At 70.6% G+C, this 17,591-nt stretch carries 16 protein-coding genes; 9 read left to right on the forward strand and 7 right to left on the reverse strand.

Translation table 11 applies throughout. The features are described from left to right. The coding region (locus FIF60_RS00005; protein ID WP_204251036.1) for a hypothetical protein at window positions 1–1,004 on the reverse strand (1,004 nt) is incomplete at its 3' end. A gap of 75 nt (window positions 1,005–1,079) precedes the next feature. After that, on the reverse strand, window positions 1,080–1,580 hold the full coding sequence (locus tag FIF60_RS00010; protein WP_144182525.1) for a Fur family transcriptional regulator: 501 nt from the start codon (window positions 1,578–1,580) through the stop codon (window positions 1,080–1,082). A 60-nt stretch (window positions 1,581–1,640) separates the two neighbouring features. Between FIF60_RS00010 and hisI the strand changes: the two genes are divergently transcribed. Together hisI and FIF60_RS00020 are read left to right on the forward strand one after the other, a co-directional pair. Then, complete coding sequence (gene hisI / locus FIF60_RS00015) at window positions 1,641–2,066, forward strand: phosphoribosyl-AMP cyclohydrolase (protein WP_275426694.1); 426 nt, start codon at window positions 1,641–1,643, stop codon at window positions 2,064–2,066. Continuing rightward, window positions 2,063–3,196, forward strand: a complete 1,134-nt coding sequence (locus FIF60_RS00020) for a CobW family GTP-binding protein (protein ID WP_144182529.1) — start codon at window positions 2,063–2,065, stop codon at window positions 3,194–3,196. Before hisI ends, FIF60_RS00020 begins: the two co-directional genes overlap by 4 nt. Here the strand turns inward: FIF60_RS00020 and FIF60_RS00025 are convergent. Beyond that, the gene (locus FIF60_RS00025) at window positions 3,193–3,450 is read right to left on the reverse strand and encodes a SemiSWEET family sugar transporter (RefSeq protein ID WP_144182531.1); all 258 of its coding nucleotides are present in this window, start codon (window positions 3,448–3,450) and stop codon (window positions 3,193–3,195) included. The genes FIF60_RS00020 and FIF60_RS00025 overlap by 4 nt on opposite strands. 51 nt (window positions 3,451–3,501) lie before the next feature. Here FIF60_RS00025 and FIF60_RS00030 point away from each other — a divergent pair, with 51 nt between their 5' ends. The 4 genes from FIF60_RS00030 to lpxB are packed head-to-tail and all read left to right on the forward strand — an operon-like array spanning window position 3,502 to window position 7,338. Then, window positions 3,502–4,116 (forward strand): GNAT family N-acetyltransferase, encoded by a 615-nt coding sequence (locus FIF60_RS00030; RefSeq protein WP_144182533.1) that lies wholly within the window; start codon window positions 3,502–3,504, stop codon window positions 4,114–4,116. Next, window positions 4,113–4,997, forward strand: coding sequence for a nitrilase-related carbon-nitrogen hydrolase (locus tag FIF60_RS00035; RefSeq protein ID WP_144182535.1), 885 nt, complete (start codon window positions 4,113–4,115; stop codon window positions 4,995–4,997). The genes FIF60_RS00030 and FIF60_RS00035 overlap by 4 nt, the downstream gene beginning before the upstream one ends. Further along, on the forward strand, window positions 4,994–6,202 hold the full coding sequence (locus FIF60_RS00040; RefSeq protein WP_144182537.1) for a M20/M25/M40 family metallo-hydrolase: 1,209 nt from the start codon (window positions 4,994–4,996) through the stop codon (window positions 6,200–6,202). Before FIF60_RS00035 ends, FIF60_RS00040 begins: the two co-directional genes overlap by 4 nt. Further along, window positions 6,199–7,338 (forward strand): lipid-A-disaccharide synthase, encoded by a 1,140-nt coding sequence (gene lpxB / locus FIF60_RS00045; RefSeq protein ID WP_144182539.1) that lies wholly within the window; start codon window positions 6,199–6,201, stop codon window positions 7,336–7,338. Before FIF60_RS00040 ends, lpxB begins: the two co-directional genes overlap by 4 nt. Here lpxB and FIF60_RS00050 read toward each other — a convergent pair. The 3 genes from FIF60_RS00050 to FIF60_RS00060 all read right to left on the reverse strand — a co-directional run bounded on the left by FIF60_RS00050 (window position 7,319) and on the right by FIF60_RS00060 (window position 10,744). Further along, window positions 7,319–8,263, reverse strand: coding sequence for a hypothetical protein (locus FIF60_RS00050; RefSeq protein WP_144182541.1), 945 nt, complete (start codon window positions 8,261–8,263; stop codon window positions 7,319–7,321). The two genes, lpxB and FIF60_RS00050, sit on opposite strands and share 20 nt — an antisense overlap. A gap of 51 nt (window positions 8,264–8,314) precedes the next feature. After that, on the reverse strand, window positions 8,315–9,400 hold the full coding sequence (locus FIF60_RS00055; protein ID WP_144182543.1) for an HlyD family secretion protein: 1,086 nt from the start codon (window positions 9,398–9,400) through the stop codon (window positions 8,315–8,317). 402 nt (window positions 9,401–9,802) lie between these two features. Then, window positions 9,803–10,744 (reverse strand): Gfo/Idh/MocA family protein, encoded by a 942-nt coding sequence (locus FIF60_RS00060; protein ID WP_144182545.1) that lies wholly within the window; start codon window positions 10,742–10,744, stop codon window positions 9,803–9,805. Window positions 10,745–10,914: 170 nt separating this feature from the next. On the opposite strand from FIF60_RS00060, the gene FIF60_RS00065 reads away from it, so the two are divergent. The 3 genes from FIF60_RS00065 (at window position 10,915) to secF (ending at window position 15,910) form a co-directional block, all read left to right on the forward strand. Then, window positions 10,915–13,206 (forward strand): fused MFS/spermidine synthase, encoded by a 2,292-nt coding sequence (locus FIF60_RS00065; protein ID WP_144182547.1) that lies wholly within the window; start codon window positions 10,915–10,917, stop codon window positions 13,204–13,206. A gap of 151 nt (window positions 13,207–13,357) precedes the next feature. Beyond that, the gene (gene secD, locus FIF60_RS00070) at window positions 13,358–14,959 is read left to right on the forward strand and encodes a protein translocase subunit SecD (RefSeq protein WP_456305136.1); all 1,602 of its coding nucleotides are present in this window, start codon (window positions 13,358–13,360) and stop codon (window positions 14,957–14,959) included. A 12-nt stretch (window positions 14,960–14,971) separates the two neighbouring features. Next, window positions 14,972–15,910 carry a protein translocase subunit SecF gene (gene secF / locus FIF60_RS00075; RefSeq protein ID WP_144182551.1) on the forward strand — a complete coding sequence of 313 codons (939 nt, stop codon included), beginning with the start codon at window positions 14,972–14,974 and terminating at the stop codon, window positions 15,908–15,910. Between the two features lie 58 nt (window positions 15,911–15,968). Here the strand turns inward: secF and FIF60_RS00080 are convergent, their stop codons facing one another. Next, window positions 15,969–17,588, reverse strand: a complete 1,620-nt coding sequence (locus FIF60_RS00080; RefSeq protein WP_144182553.1) for a solute symporter family protein — start codon at window positions 17,586–17,588, stop codon at window positions 15,969–15,971. Window positions 17,589–17,591: the final 3 nt, after the last annotated feature.

A 17,591-nucleotide genomic window follows, 5' to 3' on the forward strand; every position in this document is an offset into this window, starting at 1 on the left:
GTCGCTTCCTCGCGCGCAGCGGCGGCGTCCTGCTCGGCCCTGTGCAGGAGCGCGGCCCGTTCCGCCTCCGCCGCGCGTGCCTCGGCCTCGCGTGCGGCGAGTGCGGCGGCGGCCTCGTCCGTCGCGCGCCTGGCGCGGCGGATCACGAGCCACACCACCGCCGTCGCCGCGAACGCGGCCAAGCCGGAGACGGCGAGGAACTGAAGGAGCGCGCCGTGGCGGATCGCGGCGAGCTCTGCCCGCAGGACGGAGAGATCGGCGATCGTCTCCGTCCAGGCAAGCGGCGCGCCGTCGATGCCCTTCAGGGTCAGTCGCGCAGGCTCCGCCGCGGGTCCTTCGGGAGTGGGAATGTTGCGGAGATCGGCGAGGGTCGCGCCATCGGCAAGCCGGGTGAACCGCACCGCCATCGACAGCGCCTCGTCGATGCCGGCGAGGGCGGATAGCGGGTCTGCCGTGATCGCGAGATAGCCCGCGAGCCGAAGCCCGCCGATCGGGGCGAGCACGGTCAGCCGCGGCCGCCCGTCCGAGAGCCACGTGGCCTGGAGCAGGCGCAGCCGCTCCTGCCCCTCGCGCGACGCGGCCCGGGCGAGCAGGGCTGGGTCGAGCGTTTCCGCCCCGCCCGGCCAGGCGGAGGCGACAGGCTTCATCTCGGCATCGAGGACCACGAGCCCGAGCATGGCGATGCGGCCGGAGCTGACCACGCCGCGCCGCCACTCCTCGGCAAGGATCGGGCCGAGCGCCTCGGCGTCGCGGCGCGCCAGGGCCTGGCGGATCGGCTGCGGCTGGGTGATCGCCTGGGCGAGCGAGGCGACCTCGCCCGCATAGCGTTCCCAGGCATCGCCCGTGACGCGGACATCGAGCATCGATTGCGCGGAAGCGCGGCGGAAGGCGCTGAACGCCTCGTCATACGCTCCGGTCATCCGCCAGCCGACACAGGCAGCGGACACGAGCACCACCGCATTCGCCAGGGCAAGCAGGGGCAGAAGCCCCATCCGGAATCGCATTGCCTGCCATCTCCTGAACCCGCAATAGGCGGACAGGGTGCGCGCGAGGCGTTAACGATCGGTACCGGGGCGGACCTATCCTGGCAGGCCGGCGCAGCCGCGGCAGAGGCCTTCGACCTCCACCGTCGCGTGCGCGGGGCGGAAGCCTGCGCGGCGTGAGGCGGCGGCGAGGGCCGAACCCACCCCCGCATCCTCGATTTCCTCCACGCCGCCGCAGCTCCCGCAGATCAGGAACTGCGCCGCATGCGCGTGGTCATGCTCGTGGCCATGATCGGCGCAGGCATCGGAACAGCCCACGCGGCAGCCGATGAAGGCGTTGAGCCGCTCGATGCGGTGCACGAGCCGGTGTTCGGTGAGGAACTCGAGCGCTCGATAGACGGTCGGCGGCGCGGCCCCCGGGTGCGTCGTCTTCAGCCTGTCGAGCAGCGTGTAGGCGCCAAGCGGCACTGGGCTGTCGAGGATCAGACCGAGCACCTGGCGCCTCAGCGCGGTGAGCTTCGCCCCGCGCGCGGCGCAATGCTGCTCCGCCCGCTCGAGCGCGGCCTCCCCATCCCTCGCATCGGCCTCGGCTGCCATGGTGCGCGATCCTCCTCGCGTTATATTATATTGATCATCAGGAGACGCGAAGGACACGCCGTGCCCCCTTACGTTCCGCCGCCCGATGACGCCCGCGCGGCCCTGCTCGATGCGATGCGCTTCGATGCGAACGGGCTCGTCACCGCGATCGCCCAGGACGCCGCGACCGGCGAGGTGCTGATGCTCGCCTGGATGAACCGCGAGGCGGCGGCGGAGACGCTCGCCACAGGCCGCGTCTGCTACTGGAGCCGAAGCCGGGCCGCGCTCTGGCGCAAGGGCGAGACCTCCGGCCAGGCGCAGCGCCTCGTCGAGATGCGGCTCGACTGCGACGGCGATGCCGTGCTGCTTCTCGTCGAGCAGGACGGCGTTGCCTGCCACACCGGCCGCCGCTCCTGCTTCTTCACGGCGATCCGCGACGGGGCGGTGACGACGATCGCCGAGCCGCTCGCCGACCCCGCGGTGCTGTACGGCAGGCCGGGCGCATGAGCGCACTCATCCCCGTCACGGTGCTGACCGGCTTCCTCGGCAGCGGCAAGACGACGCTTCTCAACCGCCTGCTCCGCCGCCCCGAGCTCGCACGCACCGCCGTGCTCATCAACGAGTTCGGCGAGATCGGGCTCGACCACCTGATGGTCGAGAAGGTCGATGGCGATGTGGTGCTCCTCTCCTCGGGATGCCTCTGCTGTACGGTGCGCGGCGAGCTCGTCGACAGTCTGCGCCGCCTCGCCGCCCGCGCCGATGCGGGTGAGATCTCGTTCGACCGCGTGGTGATCGAGACGACGGGCCTCGCAGACCCCGCGCCCATCCTGCACACGCTGATGGCGGAGCCCGACATCGTATCGCGCTACAGGCTCGACGGCATCGTCACCACGGTCGATGCCGTGACGGGGGCAGCGACGCTCGACGCGCAGCCCGAAAGCGTGAAGCAGGCCGCAGTGGCCGACCGCCTGGTCCTGACCAAGACAGACCTCGCCGGCTCCGAGGTGCTGGCCGACCTCTCGCTCAGGCTCGCGCGGCTGAACCCCGGCGCGCGGCGCGTCACCGCGACGATGGGAGAGCTCGAGCCGGCCGCGATCCTTCACGCCGGGCTGTTCGATCCCTCGCGCAAGATCCCCGACGTCGCCGCCTGGCTGAACGCCGAGGCCTATGGGGGGCACGCGCATGGCCACCATCACGACCACCATCACCCCCACGGCCACGAGCATCGCCACGACCACCACCACCATCACGCGGAGGGGCAGGACGCGCATGACCGGAACCGCCACGATGCGCGCATCCACTCCTTCTGCCTGACCTTCGAGGAACCGCTCCACTGGCCGGGGCTCGCCACCTGGCTCGAGATGCTGATCGCCACCCGCGGGGAATCGCTCCTCCGCATCAAGGGCATCCTCGACATCGTGGGCCAGGACCGGCCGATCGCCCTGCACGGCGTGCAGCACCTTCTCCACCCGCCCGCACCGCTCCCCGAATGGCCGAAGCGAGAGGACGGGACGGAGGACCGCCGCTCGCGCATCGTCTTCATCGTCCGCGACCTGGATCGCGCGGTGATCGAGGATGGGCTGGTTGCCTTCAACACGGCCGCCGCGCAGGAGGCGGCGATCAGGGAAAGGCGCTAACGGCCTTCCTTCAGCTTGACCCAGAGGATCGCGAGGGCGAGCGCAAGCGTGACGGTGTTGGCGAGGATGAGGCCGGGCGCAGACTTCATCAGCCCGTAGGCAAGCCACATCGCAAGCCCGAGGCAGAACAGAAGCAGCATCGGCAGGGCGAAATCCCCGGCACTCCTGGTGCGCAGCGTCTTCCAGGCCTGGGGAACGAAGGCAACCGTCGTCAGCACCCCGGCGACCACGCCGATCCCCTCCGTGACGTCCACGCACCAACCCCTTCATTGCCGACAGGCGCGGCGCACTCTAAGCATGGGGCCATGGATGGCGATACGCTGAAGGTCGAAACCCTGACCGGCCCCGCGCTCCTTCCTCACCTGAAGGACCTCGCGCGGCTGCGGATCGCCGTGTTCCGCGAATACCCCTACCTGTACGAGGGCGACCCGGCCTACGAGGCCTCCTACCTCGCCCGCTACACGCGCGATGGCGGCGCGGTCGTTCTGGTGCGCGACGGGGCCGAGGTGGTCGGCGCGGCGACGTGCCTGCCGCTGGCCGCCGAGGCCGACATGATCCGCGCTCCGTTTCACGACCATGGGCTCGACTGCGAGCGGTTCTTCTATTTCGGCGAGTCCGTTCTTCTTCCCGAATATCGTGGCCGCGGCATCGGCCACGCCTTCTTCGATGCCCGAGAGAAGCACGCCGCGTCGTGGACGGGCACGACCCATGCCTGCTTCTGCGCCGTCGTCCGGCCAGAGGGCGATGCGCGGCGGCCGCAGGGCTACCGGCCGCTGGACGGGTTCTGGCGCCGCCGCGGCTACGTTCCCTATCCGCGCCTCGTCTGCCACATGGCCTGGCGGGAGATCGGCGGCGAGGCGGAGTGCCGGCACGACCTCTCCTTCTGGATCCGCTCACTCGGCGACGCGCCTCTGCCGTGACGCGCCCCCTTCGCCTTGCGGCCCTCGCCTGGCCCGTCGGCCGCGAGGACGGCTTCGCCGCGAAGCTCGACCATTGGTGCGAGACCGCGCGCCGGGAGCGCGCCGATCTTCTGCTTCTTCCCGAGTACGCCCCCTGCGAAGGCGCCTTCGCCCGCGGAGGCGGCTCCGCCATGGCCGAGCGCGACGCCGCGGCGGACGAGGCCGATCGGCTCGTCGCGGAGATGGCCGCGGCGGCCGCGCGGCACGGGCTGTGGATCGCCGGCGGCACGGTGCTGCGGCGGAACGATGCCGGGGGCATCGTCAATGCCTGCCCGCTCGTCTCCCCCGCCGGGGTCGCGGGGTTTCAGGAGAAGCGCACCCGCACGGGGTTCGAGCGCGCGTCCTGGACGCTCGTGCCAGGCGGCTGGCCAGCCGTGTTCGACACGCCCTGGGGGCGCCTGGGCATCGCCGTCTGCTACGACGTCGAGTTCCCCCCACTCGTTCGCGCGCAGGTCGAGGCCGGGGCCTGGGCCGTCCTCGTTCCCGCCTCCACCGACACGCCGAATGGGGCGACGCGCGTCACCGTCTCCGCCCGCGCCCGGGCGATCGAGAACCAGGTCTTCGTCGCCGTCGCGCCGACGGTCGGGGCGATGGCGGGATGCGAGAGCCTCGATGCGAACACCGGGCGCGCGGGCATCTACGGCCCGGCCGATCGCGGCTTCGCAGAGGACGGCATCATCGCCGAGGCGGCAACGGATGCCCCGGGCCTCGTGCTCGCGACCCTCGACCCCGCCGGCCTCGAGGCAGTGCGGCGGGAGGGCGCGGTGCTGAACCACGCGGACTGGCCCCCCGTCCCCGTTCCCCCATGCCCCGTCATTCACAGTCCGGACCGTTCCGCATGACCGACCATGACCTGATCCTCCGTACCGCCACCGCCCTGATCGCGATCCCCTCCGAGACGCCGCCGGGCGACACGCGCGCGGTGGCGGACGAGGCCGCCCGCATCCTCGGCGCGATCGACGGCGTTTCGGTGAGCCGGCATGTGAAGCGCGAGCCGGTGCACAACCTCGTCGCCGTCCTGAAGGGCGCGCGGCCCGGCCGGCGCATCGTGCTCTCGGGCCATCTCGACACCTATCCGGCGGGCGAGGCATCACGCTGGACCTCGCCGCCCTACGCCCCCTCGGTGCGCGAGGGCAGGCTCTACGGGCGCGGTGCAGCGGACATGAAGGGCGGCATCGCCGCCACCGTCGCCGTGCTCGCCGCCCTCTCCGCCAGGCGGGACTGGGCCGGAGAGGTCGTGCTCGCGCTCGCGGGCGACGAGGAGAGCATGGGCAAGGACGGTTCGGCCTTCCTTCTCGAGACGGTGCCGGAGGTGCGCGGCGAATGCTGCATCGTGACCGATGCGGGAAGCCCCGGCGTGATCCGCTTCGGCGAGAAGGGCATGGTGTGGCTGACGCTTCGCGCCACCGGCCGCCCGGCGCACGGGGCGCATGTACATCGCGGCGAGAACGCGGCCGAGGCGGTGATGGAGGCCGCGCGGCGCATCCTCGCGCTCCGTGACCGGCCCGTGACGCTTCCCGCCGAGGTCGCCGCCGCCATCGAGGCGGCGAAGCCCGTCAGCGAGCCACTCGGCGGCGCGGGCGAGGCAGCGACGCTGTCGCGCATCACCGTCAACCTCGGCCGGATCGTCGCGGGAACGAGCCCCAACCTCGTGCCGGACACGGCAGAGGCAGGCTGCGACATCCGCGTGCCTCCGGGTGTGACGACGGCGGAGGTGATCGCCGCGGCGAAGGCCGCCATCGCCGACCTTCCTTCCGTGACGATGACGGTCGATGTCGCGTGGGAACCGACCGTCACGCCGCCCGCGCACCCGGTGTTCGCTGCACTCGCCGACGCGGCTGCCCCGGTTCTCGGATCGCGGCCGGTTCTCAACATGCGGGTCGGCGCCTCCGATGCGCGGCTGTTCCGTCTCGCCGGCATCCCCACCGCCGTGTTCGGCCCGACACCGCACGGCATGGGCGGCGGAGACGAGAATGTCGAGCTCGCCGAGCTCTTCGCGGTCGCCGATGCGCTCGAGGGGGCGGTTCGCCGCCTTCTCGCCGAATGACGCTTCTCTACCTCGTCGCCGGCGAGGCATCGGGAGACAATCTCGGCGCGCGGCTGATGGAGGCGCTTGCCGCGCGCGATCCCTCCATCCGGTTCGCGGGCATCGGCGGCCCGCGGATGCAGGAGCGCGGCCTCGCCTCCCTCTTCCCGATGGAGGAGCTGTCTCTGATGGGCCTTGCCGAGGTGCTTCCCTCGCTCGCGCGGCTGATACGCCGCATGGGCGAGACGGAGGCAGACATCCTCGCGAAGCGCCCCGCGGCGCTGGTCACAATCGACGCGCCGTCCTTCACGCTTCGGCTTGCAGGGCGCGTCCGCCCGAAGGGCATACGCACCATCCACTACGTTGCCCCGCAGGTCTGGGCCTGGCGGCCGTGGCGGGTGAAGCGCATCGCGCGCGCGGTCGACCGGCTTCTGTGCCTGCTGCCCTTCGAACCTGCGTTCTTCGCCCGCGCCGGCATCGAGGCACAGTTCGTCGGACATCCGATCCTCGAAGGCGTCGAGCAGGGCGACGGTGCTGCGTTCCGGGAGCGTCACGGGATCGGCGCAGACGCGCCGGTTCTCGCAGTGATGCCCGGAAGCCGCGGCGGCGAGCTCACGCGACACCTGCCCGTGTTCGGCGAGGCGATCGGCCTGCTGCGTGGACGCGTGCCAGGTCTCGCGCCCGCCGCGCTCGTCCTGCCGCGCCACGCCGCGCGCATCGCCTCCGCCTGGCCCGACGTCACGCTCGTCGACACGGAGGCGGGCAAGCGCGATGCGCTGGCTGCCGCGACGGCCGCGCTCGTGAAATCGGGCACGTCCTCGCTCGAGGTCGCGCTCGCGGGCGTGCCGCAGGTCGTCGCCTACAAGGTGAACCCGCTCACCGCGGCGATCGTGCGGCGGCTGGTGAAGGTCGGGCACGCCTCGCTCGTGAACCTGCTCGCGAGCCGCCCTGCCATCCCGGAGCTGATCCAGGAAGCCTGCACGCCTGAGCGACTTGCCGGGGCGCTCGCACCGTTGCTGACGGACCAGATGGCGTCAACGGCCCAGCGTGCGGCCTATGCGGAACTTCGCGCCGCCCTCTCCGCGCCCGGCGGAGCTGCACCGAGCGAGGCGGCGGCGGAGGCCGTGCTAGCGGCCATCAGGCAGCCGCGCGCCTGAGCCCTGCCTCGCGTGGGCTGAACAGCCAGAGCACGACGGCGCCGTAGGCGAGACCGATCGTCACCCCGGCGATGCGGATGCCGAGGCGCTCCTCGGTATTCTCGAACAGCAGCGAGGTTCCCTCCCCGAGCAGGATCGAGAATGCGTTCAGCGACTTGAGCCACATGGTCGCCTCCGGGCCGCCGCGCGCGAAGCGCCGCGCCATCGCCCAGGCGAGCAGGAGCGTCGTCGCGAACAGCACGGGGAGGCTCGGCGCCAGGCCAAGGAGTTCCCAGGCAAGCCAAGCCGCACCGCCCCCGATCAGCGCGGCGCCGAAGCGGGCATACGCCACGGCATCCGGCCCGGCGCCGTCGGCGCGCAGCGAGAGGAGCACGCTGATCAGCAGCGCGCCTTTCGCTGGCGGATTCATCCAGGCCGCGAGGACGACCGCGACGAGCAGCGCCGCGGCGGCGATTCCCGGCGAGACAGGCGCAAGCCTTGGCGCGTGCGATCGGGGAGCCGCAGGGGGCTCGGGCAGCAGGGTCCGCGCCGCCATGACGGCACCGACGCCGATGGCAATGTTCACGCAGAGCCACCAGGCGAGATCCGTGGCGAGTTCCTCAGCGCGGACGAGCACGACCGGCAGCACCGAGAAGACGATCAGCACCAGCACGCTTGGGACGCCGCGGCGCGGGTCGCGCGCGAGCGCGAACCCGAACCGGAACACCGCGAACTGCAGCACGGCGAGGGCGAGCGGAAGCCCATGCAGCCACTGCGTCGCGAAGCCCGCCGCGATGGCGAGCGCCCAGGCCAATGGCGGCAGGACGAGCAGGGCGGCGATGCGGGCGGGCGGTGCGGAAGCGATCGCCGCCGCCGCGAGCGGTGCCATGAAAGACAGTTCGGCCGAAGCATGGCTCGCTTCCGCGCCGGCGAAAGCGATCGCCATCGCGAGTGCGATGCGTGCAGCCCGCCGATCCGGATGCTCAGCCGTCACCGCTCAGAACAGATAGTTGAAAACCGAGACGACGCGCAGCCACGCGCGCGCGACCGGCGCGACGAATTCGCCTTCACCCGTCAGCACAACGATGGAAGCGCGCGAGCCGACACGGATCGCAGGCGCGTCCTCGCGCGGCTCCATCTCGATGCGGACCGGGATGCGCTGCGTCTCACGCAGCCAGCGCCGGCGCTCGGCGACGCGCGCAAGCTCGCCATCCGCTCCGATCCCCTGCGCGACGCCGAATGCGATGCTCTCGACATGACCGCGGATGATGCGGCCGGGCGCGACGTTGAAGGTGATCTCCACGCGGTCTCCCGGCCGCACGTGGGCGAGGGCGTTCTCCGGAATGTTGGCGATGACCCAGGCACTCGCGGTGTCGACGATCGTTGCGACGCGCCGCCCAGCGGCAGCGAACTGCCCGGGAGACAGCACGGTGTTCGTCACCGCACCATCGACGGCGGCGCGAAGCTCGGTGTCCATCAGATCGAGCTGCGCCCGGTCGAGGGCGGCCATCGCGGCCTGGATCTGCGGGTTGCTCATGTCCCGCGCGCCAAGCCTTTCCTCGGCTTCGGCGAGGTTGGCCCGTGCCGTCGCGAGAGCCGCTTCGGCCGATGCGAGCTGGGCCCTCGCCGTGTCGGCCTGCGCCTCGGAGTAGACCCGCCGCCGGGCGAGCTCGAGCACGCGGGCGGTCTGTTGACGCTGGTTGACGAGCGCGGCCTCCGCCTCGGTCACCTGTGCCTGGGCAGCGGCGATCCCGCTCACACCGGCGCCGACACGCTGCGCCGCCTCCTCGAGCTGGGCCCGCGCCTGCATGACGGCGGCAGCGAAGCGGCTGGGGTCGATCCGTGCGAGGACTGTTCCGGCCGTGACCTCCTGGTTGTCGCCTATCATGGCCTCGATGATCGTTCCCGACACGTTCGGTGCGACAGCGATCACCGGGGCCTGGAGGGTTGCCTCGGAGGTGTATGGCGCAAATCTGTCGAACAGGACATGGATCGAAAGTGCCGCGACGAAGACGACCGCGATGATCGGACCCGCCCGGCTTCGCCGTATCCCCGCCCCGTTCCCACCGTTCCCGTCGTCCATCGAGCGTGCCCTTCCCGATGCCTCGCTGAAATGTGCCGGCGCCGACCGCTCTCGCGGCCGATCGCGGCGAGGCTAGAGCAGTATCCGCGGAGATTGAATCGTAAAGCGAACGGCAAGCGAACCGGCCCCGGGGCGGCCGCGCGCCGGCTGAACCCCTGGTGCGAGGGGCCGGCGTCGAGACGAACCAAATCCGCCGGCGGTGATCGAGGGGCTGAGCGAGGTGATCCGCCAGGGCCATCGGCCATCCCGATGCCAGGGCACGCATGATGCTCCTGGCTCGGCCATTCGGCTTCGGACGCGGCCGGGCTCAACGCCGTCCAGCGCGACGAGTTGGATACCGTGCGGCCGGTGGCGGCGGGCTTCGGGCTGAGGGTTCAGTAACCCGCGGCAGGGCGGCTGGTTCTACAGGAGTTCCGCACCGCGTGCCTTGGCCGTGGCCTCTCCGATCCTCTTCTCGATCTCGAGCGCGACAGCCAGGGCAGCGCGGCCTGCCGCGCCGCCGACCATCACTGCCGCCTCGCCGCGGATCGCTGCGATGAAGCCGGCAAGCTGCGCCGAAAGGGAATCCGCGTCCGTCCAGCTTTCCTCGGCGACCGAACGGTCGGACGTGGCGAAACGCCGCAGGGTGCGCGCGACGAGATCGGCCTCGAGCGTCCCGTCCGCCCCGGCAAGCCGCACCGCGCGCGTCGTTGCCGGAGCAATCCTGCTCGCCGAGAGGTTCGCGGCGCGGCCATCGGCGAAGCCAAGCCGCGCAAGCGCCACATCGGCCGTGTCGGACAGAACCGCCGCCCCTGTCGCCTCGACCGAGACCGGAGCGGCGGCCGCGAGCATCAGCACGAGATCGATGTCGTGGATCATCAGGTCGAGCACGACGGACACATCCGTTCCCCGCTCGCGATAGGGCGCGACGCGCACGCACTCCATCGCAAGCGGGCGGGAGATGTGCCGCGCGATCGCGCCGCGCGCAGCCGAGAAGCGCTCGAGATGCCCGACCTGCAGCACGCGACCGGCGCTGGCCGAACGCGCGATCAGGTCGTCTGCCTCCGCGAGCGTGACGGTGACGGGCTTCTCAACGAGAACATGCCGCCCCGCCTCGAGCGCGGCGGCGGCGATCGGGTGATGCGCGGCCGTCGGGGTCGCGACGATCACCGCCTCCGCCGCAGCGATGGCGGCTTCGGCCGAACCGAGCACAGGGGCGCCGACCTCCGCGGCGACGGAGGCGGCCCTCTCGGCATGCCGGTCATGGACGCCGACGAGGACGGCGTCAGGCGAGGCGGCGACCTTCTGCGCATGGAACCGGCCGAAATGCCCGGCCCCGATCACGGCGATCCTCACCCCTGCCATCGCATGCTCCTCGTGTCGCCCGGCGACATGTCCGCCGGGCGCGCCTTCATTCCGACACCTTGGCCCTGCATCCAAGCGCCAAAATCGGCGCGAGGCGCAAAAGCCACGGTTGACGCGGGTGCGTCGCTACGCTGCGCTGGCCTCCGTCTGGGGGATGGCAGAGGGGAAGCATGCACGGCGTTGTCGCACAGGCGCGCGCGGGAACGAGCCGCGAATGGTCCACGCTCGCGGCCCTGTCGGTCGGGTTCTTCGCTTCCGGCTTCGCAGCGCTTCTCTACCAGGTCATCTGGCAGCGCATGCTCGGCCTCTTCGCCGGCTCGGACGCCGTCACCGCCGCGCTGGTGGTGGGCGCCTTCCTCGCAGGTCTCGGGCTCGGCTCGCTCCTCGCGGGCTTCGTCGCTGACAGGCTGAACCCCCGCCGCGCCGCCTGGGCCTTCATCCTCTGCGAGATCGGCATCGCCGGCTTCGCGCTTCTGAGCCGCCCCTTCCTGTATGACGTTGTCGTCGAGCGCCTCGGCCCGGTGATGACCGAGACCTGGCAGATCTTCGCGATCTGCTTCGCCGGCCTGCTCGCGCCGACGCTGCTGATGGGGCTTTCTCTGCCGCTTCTCGCCCGCGCGGTCGTCGCCCGGCTCGAGCAGGCGGCCGGGCGGATCGGCTGGCTCTACGGCATCAACACGCTGGGTGCGGCGGCCGGCACGCTGCTCGGCGGGTTTTGGCTCGTCGGCACGCTCGGCTTCGAGGTCGCCCTTCAGGTCGGCGCGGCGCTGAACCTGCTCGCTGCCCTTCTCACCCTCGCGGTGCTGAACCAGTTGCCGCGGCAAGCGCCGCTTTCCCCCGCCGCGCTGCCGGACACGGTGCCGACCGAGCGTGGCGCGCTCGGCCTGCCGGCCTGGACAGCGCTCGTCTTCCTCTCGGGCTTCTTCATCATCGCACTCGAGATCCTCTGGGTCCGGGTCCTCGGCATCGCCGGCCAGGCCAACGCCTATTCATTCTCGCTGATCCTGGGCGTGTTCCTCGTCGCCGACGGGTTCGGCGTCGTCGCGGGCGCGCGCTGGGTCAGGCGCGTGTCGGACACGCGGGCGGCGTTCTTCCACCTCCAATCCTGGGCCGCGCTCTATGCGCTGGTGACGCTGCTGATCTTCCGCGAATTCTACGGCTATGCCTGGTTCGAGCGGCTCCTGGGGATGGAGACGTTCCGCCACGGCCCGGCCGAGCTCGCGGTGATCGCCGCCTTCGCTCTCGCCCTGATCGGCCCGCCCGCCTTCCTCCTCGGCATGAGCTTCCCGGTGGTGCAGAAGGCCGTGCAGCGAGACCTCGCCTCCGTCGGCTTCCGGGTGGGGCTCGTTCAGGTCGGCAACATCGCTGGCAACGCGGCGGGGAGCCTCGTCGGCGGCCTCGTCCTGCTGCACGTTCTCGGCACCGCCGGCACGGCCCAGGCGGTCGGGCTGCTCGCGCTCGCGATGCTCGGGTTGTGGCTGGTGCTTGCCGCGCGCGGCGGCGTGCGCGACACGGCCGGGCGCGCCCTCGCCGCGGCGCTCGCCGTCGCCGTCATCCTCTTCCCCTCCAACAGCGCCTGGTGGGGCCGCATCCATGGCGTGACGGAGGAGCATTCCGCCATCGTCGGCGAGGACCGCTCTGGCGTCGTCGTGCTCAGGCTCAAGGACGAGGCCGGGCCGATGTTCATCACAGGCCATACGCAGAGCCGCGTGCCATTCTGGCCGCACCATTTCTTCCTCGGCGCGGTCGGCCCCGCGATCCACCCGAACCCGAAGGACGTGCTGGTGATCGGCTCGGGCTCCGGCGGCACGCCGTTCGCTGCCGGCTGGAACCCCGCGTCGGAGCGCATCCGCGCGGTCGAGCTCATCGCGCCCGTCTATGAGGTGATCCGCGACTATGCGGCGAGCCGGCCGGACAGCGCGCTCGCCGCGCTGACCGCCGACCCGCGCTTCACCCTCGCCGTGGGGGACGGCAGGCGGGAGATCTTCGTCTCCGGTGCCCGCTACGACGTCGTGGAAGCGGATGCGATCCTGCCGCAGACCTCGCACAGCGGCATGCTCTACTCCGTCGAGTTCCTGTCGCTGGTGCGCGAGAGCCTGAAGCCGGGCGGCATCTTCGTGCAATGGGCGCCGACGGAGCGGGTGGCGCGGAGCTTCCTCGCCGCCTTCCCGCATGTGCTGATGCTACTGCCGATCTCCATCGTCATCGGCAGCGACCAGCCCATCCCGTTCGACCGCGAGGCCCTGCTCGCCCGCATCGCAAGCCCAGAGTTCCAGGAATGGGCCCGCAAGGCACGCGTCGATACCACTGGTTTTCCAGCACTCTTCGCGGCCGAAGCGCGCGTCTGGGGGCCCGATACGCCGCGCGGCGACGCCGAGGAGGTCAACACCGACCTCTTCCCGCGCGACGAATTCTATCTCAACAACACGCTGCGCGGCGCAGAGGTGGTCAGCGCGCGGTAGCGCCCGCGCGCTCCCCCGACCCCCGCGCGCTCTTGACCCAGGGGGCGGTTGCCCGCCTGCGGCAGCGCGGGCATTCTCCGCCCGCGATTCGGGCCGGGCCGCCAGTGGGGGCGCATGCCACGGCCCCGAGAGACGGAGCACTTGAAAGCCCATCATGATGTACTTTGCTCGCTGGAAGGTGCTCCTCACCTGGTCCGTTATCGCGCTCGCAGCCCTGCTGGCGCTGCCGTCCTTCCTGCCTCGCGCCACCCTTGCCCCCATCACGGACATCGTGCCGCTGCGGACGTTCCAGCTTGGCCTCGACCTCAGGGGCGGCAGCTACCTCCTGCTGGAGGTCGACATGCAGACGGTGGTTCGGGAGCGGCTGGAGAACATCGTCGACAGCACGCGTACGCGGCTGCGTGGTGCAGGCATAAACTACACGGGGCTGCAGGCGGGCGAGCGTAATGTCACGCTTCGCCTGACCGACCCCAGCCAGGCCCCCGAGGCGACACGCCTGCTTCGCGAGTTGTCGACCCCGATCACCACCACGATGGGCCAGAGCCAGCCCGACATCGACGTGCAGGCGACCGCCGCTGGCCAGGTGACGATTGCGCTGTCCGAGCCACTCCTGCGCGAGAAGGCGACGCAGGCCGTCGAGCAGTCGATCGAGATCGTTCGTCGACGCGTCGATGAGAGCGGCGTGGCCGAGGCGCTCATCCAGCGGCAGGGCGCGAACCGCCTGCTCGTGCAGCTTCCCGGCGTGCAGGACCCCGAGCGCATCAAGCAATTGATCGGCAAGACGGCGCGGATGACGTTCCATCTGCTCGACGAGAACGCCAACCTCGCCGCGCCCTCCCCGCCGCCCGGCGTGCAGTTCCTGCGCGGCGAAGGCCCGCAGGGGCAGGAGCAGCGCTACGCCGTGCGCCGGCGCGTCGAGGTCGACGGCGCGAACCTGACCGATGCGCGCGCCGGGCAGAACCCGCAGACAGGCGAATGGGTGGTGAATTTCAGCTTCGACAGCGTCGGCCAGCGGCGCTTCGCCGACATCACCCGCGCCAATGTCGGCCGCCCCTTCGCCATCGTCCTCGACGACCGGGTGATCACCGCCCCCGTCATCCGTGAGCCGATCACCGCAGGCAGGGGCCAGATCTCCGGCAGCTTCAACGTCCGCACGGCGAACGATCTCGCGGTGCTGCTGCGCGCCGGCGCACTGCCTGCGCCGCTGACGGTGGTCGAGGAACGCACCGTCGGACCCGATCTCGGCGCGGACGCGATCCGCGCCGGACTGCTCTCGGTCGCGGTCGGCTTCGTGCTGGTCTGCGCCTACATGGCGGCGAGCTACGGGCTGTTCGGCTGGTTCGCCAACATCGCAATCGTGGCGAACCTTGTCCTGACACTTGCCATCCTCGCGATGCTTCAGGCGACCCTGACGCTGCCCGGCATCGCCGGCCTCCTGTTGTCGATCGGAATGGCCGTCGATGCGAACATCCTGATCAACGAACGGGTTCGCGAAGAGGTACGGCTCGGGCGAACCCCGCTTTCGGCAATCCAGACCGGCTTCACCAAGGCGACCGGCACCATTCTCGACAGCAACCTGACGGTGATCATCAAGATGGCCCTGCTCTACGCCCTTGGCTCTGGACCGGTGAAGGGCTTCGCCGTCACGGTGGCATTCGGCGTGATCACCTCGATGTTCACCGCGACCGTGCTCGTGAAGATGCTTACCGCGTCGTGGTATCGCCGCCGGCGACCGGCCGCGCTGGCGGTCTGAGGAGTTCCCGCCATGCGCCTTCTCCGCCTGGTTCCCGACAATACCCGCATCCCCTTCATGAAGGGGCGGATCGTCGGCGTCGTCTTCTCGGCCCTCCTCAGCCTCGTCTCGGTGGTGCTGTTCGTAACGCCGGGGCTGAACTACGGCATCGACTTCGAGGGCGGCATCGTGATCGAAGCGCGGACGCCCGGGCCGGCAGATTTCCCGCAGCTCCGCTCGGTCGTCTCGGCTCTCGAGGTCGGGGAGGTTCGGCTTCAGCAGTTCGGCGCGCCGGAAGACGTCCTGATCCGCCTGCCCCGCCAGCCGGGGGGGGATCAGGCGCAGCAGCAGGCTGTGGAGCGTGTGCGCGGCGCTGTCACCAGCTCCGTCCCTGGAGCCGAGATCAGGCGTGTCGAGGCGGTCGGCGCAACGGTCAGCGACGAGCTGTTCCGGGACGGCATGATCGCGCTCGGCCTCTCGATGGTAGCGATGCTGCTCTACATCTGGTTCCGCTTCGAATGGCAGTTCGGCGTCGGCGCGATCGTTACCCTGACGCTCGACGTCACGAAGCTCATCGGCTTCTACGCGCTGACGCAGATGACCTTCAACCTGACCTCGGTCGCGGCGATCCTCACGATGATGGGGTTCTCGATCAACGACAAGGTCGTGGTCTATGACCGCATGCGGGAGAACCTGCGCAAGTACAAGACCATGCCGCTTCGCGAGTTGATCGACCTGTCGATCAACGAGACGCTGGCCCGCACCATCGGCACCTCTGTCGCGGTCTTCCTTGCCGCCCTGCCACTGGTGCTGTTCGGCGGCGAGGCCCTGCGCGAGTTTTCGATCGTGACGCTGGTGGGCATCGTCATCGGCACGGCGAGCTCGATCTTCATCGCAGCACCGATCCTGCTCTTCCTCGGCGAGAACAGGCTTCGCCGCGGCACGCAGGAAGAGGCGAAGGCACCGGCCTGAAAACAGAAAGGGCCGGCCGCCCCCACAGCGACCGGCCCTCTCCCCCCGAGGCTGACCGCTATTCGGCCGGCGCCGGGACGGGTGCGGCCCCCGAGCGGCTGGGCGCGGCGACGATCGCCGGCACCCTGTCCTCGTCCGCGCCGAGCACCATCCGTCGCGACAGCCCCGCGAAGCCTTCATCGGCTGCGCGGTCCGTCGTCAGCAGCGATACGACGATGCCGACGGCGAAGGCGAAGGGGATCGAGATGATCCCGGGGTTCTTCAGCGTCACCAGAACATCGGCGAGAGAGCGGCCGAGGATGTCGACCTGCACGGTCGGGCTGAACCAGATGAGCAGGAGCGCTGCCGACGTTCCCGCCACCATGCTCGCGACCGTGCCCGCGGTGGTGCAGCGCCGCCAGAACACCGACAGGAGCAGCGCCGGGAAGTTAGCGGACGCAGCGATGGCAAAGGCGAGCCCCACCATGAAGGCGACGTTCTGTCCCTTGAAGGTGATGCCGAGCACGATCGCCACGATCCCGAGCAGAACGGTCGCGATGCGGGCGACGAGAAGCTGCTCCCTCGGGTCGGCGCGGCCCTTCCGCACCACGCTCACCCAGAGGTCGTGCGACAGCGCTGCCGCACCCGAGAGGGTGAGGCCCGCGACCACGGCGAGGATGGTGGCGAAGGCGACGGCGCAGATGAAGCCGAGGAAGCCCTCGCCGCCGAGCACCTCGGCGAGGATGGGTGCCGCCATGTTGCCGCCGCGGTCGACCGCGCGGATCGCCTCGTGCCCCACGAGCACCATCGCACCGAAGCCGAGGATGAAGGTGAGCAGATAGAAGAGGCCGATCCAGCCGGTTGCGTAGAACACCGAAAGCCGCGCGGCCTTGGCATCGGGCACGGTGTAGAAGCGCATCAGGATGTGCGGCAGCCCGGCCGTGCCGAACATCAGCGCAAGCCCGAGGCTGATCGTATCCCACGGGTTCGACACGAGGCTGCCCGGAGCGAGCACCCCCTCCCCGTACTTCTCCGCGCCCGCGCGGAACAGGGCGATCGGGTTGAAGCCGAACTTGGCGAGAACGAGGATCGCCATGATCGCCGCGCCGCCGAGCAGCAGCACCGCCTTGACGATCTGCACCCACGTTGTCGCCAGCATGCCGCCGAACAGCACGTAGGCGAGCATGACGCAGCCGACGATGACGACGGCCGTCTCGTAGTCGAGGCCGAACATCAGGCGGATCAGGTTGCCCGCGCCCACCATCTGCGCGATCAGGTAGAACAGCACGACCGAGAGCGTGCCGACCGCGGCGGCGATCCGCACCGGCGTCTGCTTCAGCCGGTACGCGACCACGTCGGCGAAGGTGTACTTGCCGAGGTTGCGCAGCGGCTCGGCGATCATGAACAGCACGACCGGCCAGCCGACCAGCCAGCCGACCGAGTACATCAGCCCGTCGAACCCGTTGAACGCGACGAGCCCGGCGATGCCGAGGAACGAGGCGGCCGACATGTAGTCGCCCGCGAGCGCCAGGCCGTTCTGCCCGGCCGTGACGGAGCGGCCGGCGGCGTAGAAATCCTCCGTGCTCTTGGTGCGCCTCGCCGCCCACCAGGTGATGCCCATCGTGATCGCGATGAAGACGAAGAACAGGCCGATCGCCAGCGCGGAAGGCTGGCCGATCGAGGAGCCGATGCCGCTCATCGC

The sequence above is a fragment of the Elioraea rosea genome (assembly GCF_007644105.1).
GTDB lineage: Bacteria > Pseudomonadota > Alphaproteobacteria > Acetobacterales > Acetobacteraceae > Elioraea_A > Elioraea_A rosea.

What these genes read in the sequence shown, in the direction of transcription:
- secF (WP_144182551.1), top strand. Translation starts at nt 14,972, where the DNA reads ATGCGCCTTCTCCGCCTGGTTCCCGACAATACCCGCATCCCCTTCATG.
- FIF60_RS00030 (WP_144182533.1), top strand. Translation starts at nt 3,502, where the DNA reads ATGGATGGCGATACGCTGAAGGTCGAAACCCTGACCGGCCCCGCGCTC.
- FIF60_RS00060 (WP_144182545.1), bottom strand. Translation starts at nt 10,744, where the DNA reads ATGGCAGGGGTGAGGATCGCCGTGATCGGGGCCGGGCATTTCGGCCGG.
- FIF60_RS00040 (WP_144182537.1), top strand. Translation starts at nt 4,994, where the DNA reads ATGACCGACCATGACCTGATCCTCCGTACCGCCACCGCCCTGATCGCG.
- FIF60_RS00020 (WP_144182529.1), top strand. Translation starts at nt 2,063, where the DNA reads ATGAGCGCACTCATCCCCGTCACGGTGCTGACCGGCTTCCTCGGCAGC.
- FIF60_RS00010 (WP_144182525.1), bottom strand. Translation starts at nt 1,580, where the DNA reads ATGGCAGCCGAGGCCGATGCGAGGGATGGGGAGGCCGCGCTCGAGCGG.
- FIF60_RS00065 (WP_144182547.1), top strand. Translation starts at nt 10,915, where the DNA reads ATGCACGGCGTTGTCGCACAGGCGCGCGCGGGAACGAGCCGCGAATGG.
- FIF60_RS00050 (WP_144182541.1), bottom strand. Translation starts at nt 8,263, where the DNA reads ATGGCGATCGCTTTCGCCGGCGCGGAAGCGAGCCATGCTTCGGCCGAA.
- lpxB (WP_144182539.1), top strand. Translation starts at nt 6,199, where the DNA reads ATGACGCTTCTCTACCTCGTCGCCGGCGAGGCATCGGGAGACAATCTC.
- FIF60_RS00080 (WP_144182553.1), bottom strand. Translation starts at nt 17,588, where the DNA reads ATGAGCGGCATCGGCTCCTCGATCGGCCAGCCTTCCGCGCTGGCGATC.
- FIF60_RS00055 (WP_144182543.1), bottom strand. Translation starts at nt 9,400, where the DNA reads ATGGACGACGGGAACGGTGGGAACGGGGCGGGGATACGGCGAAGCCGG.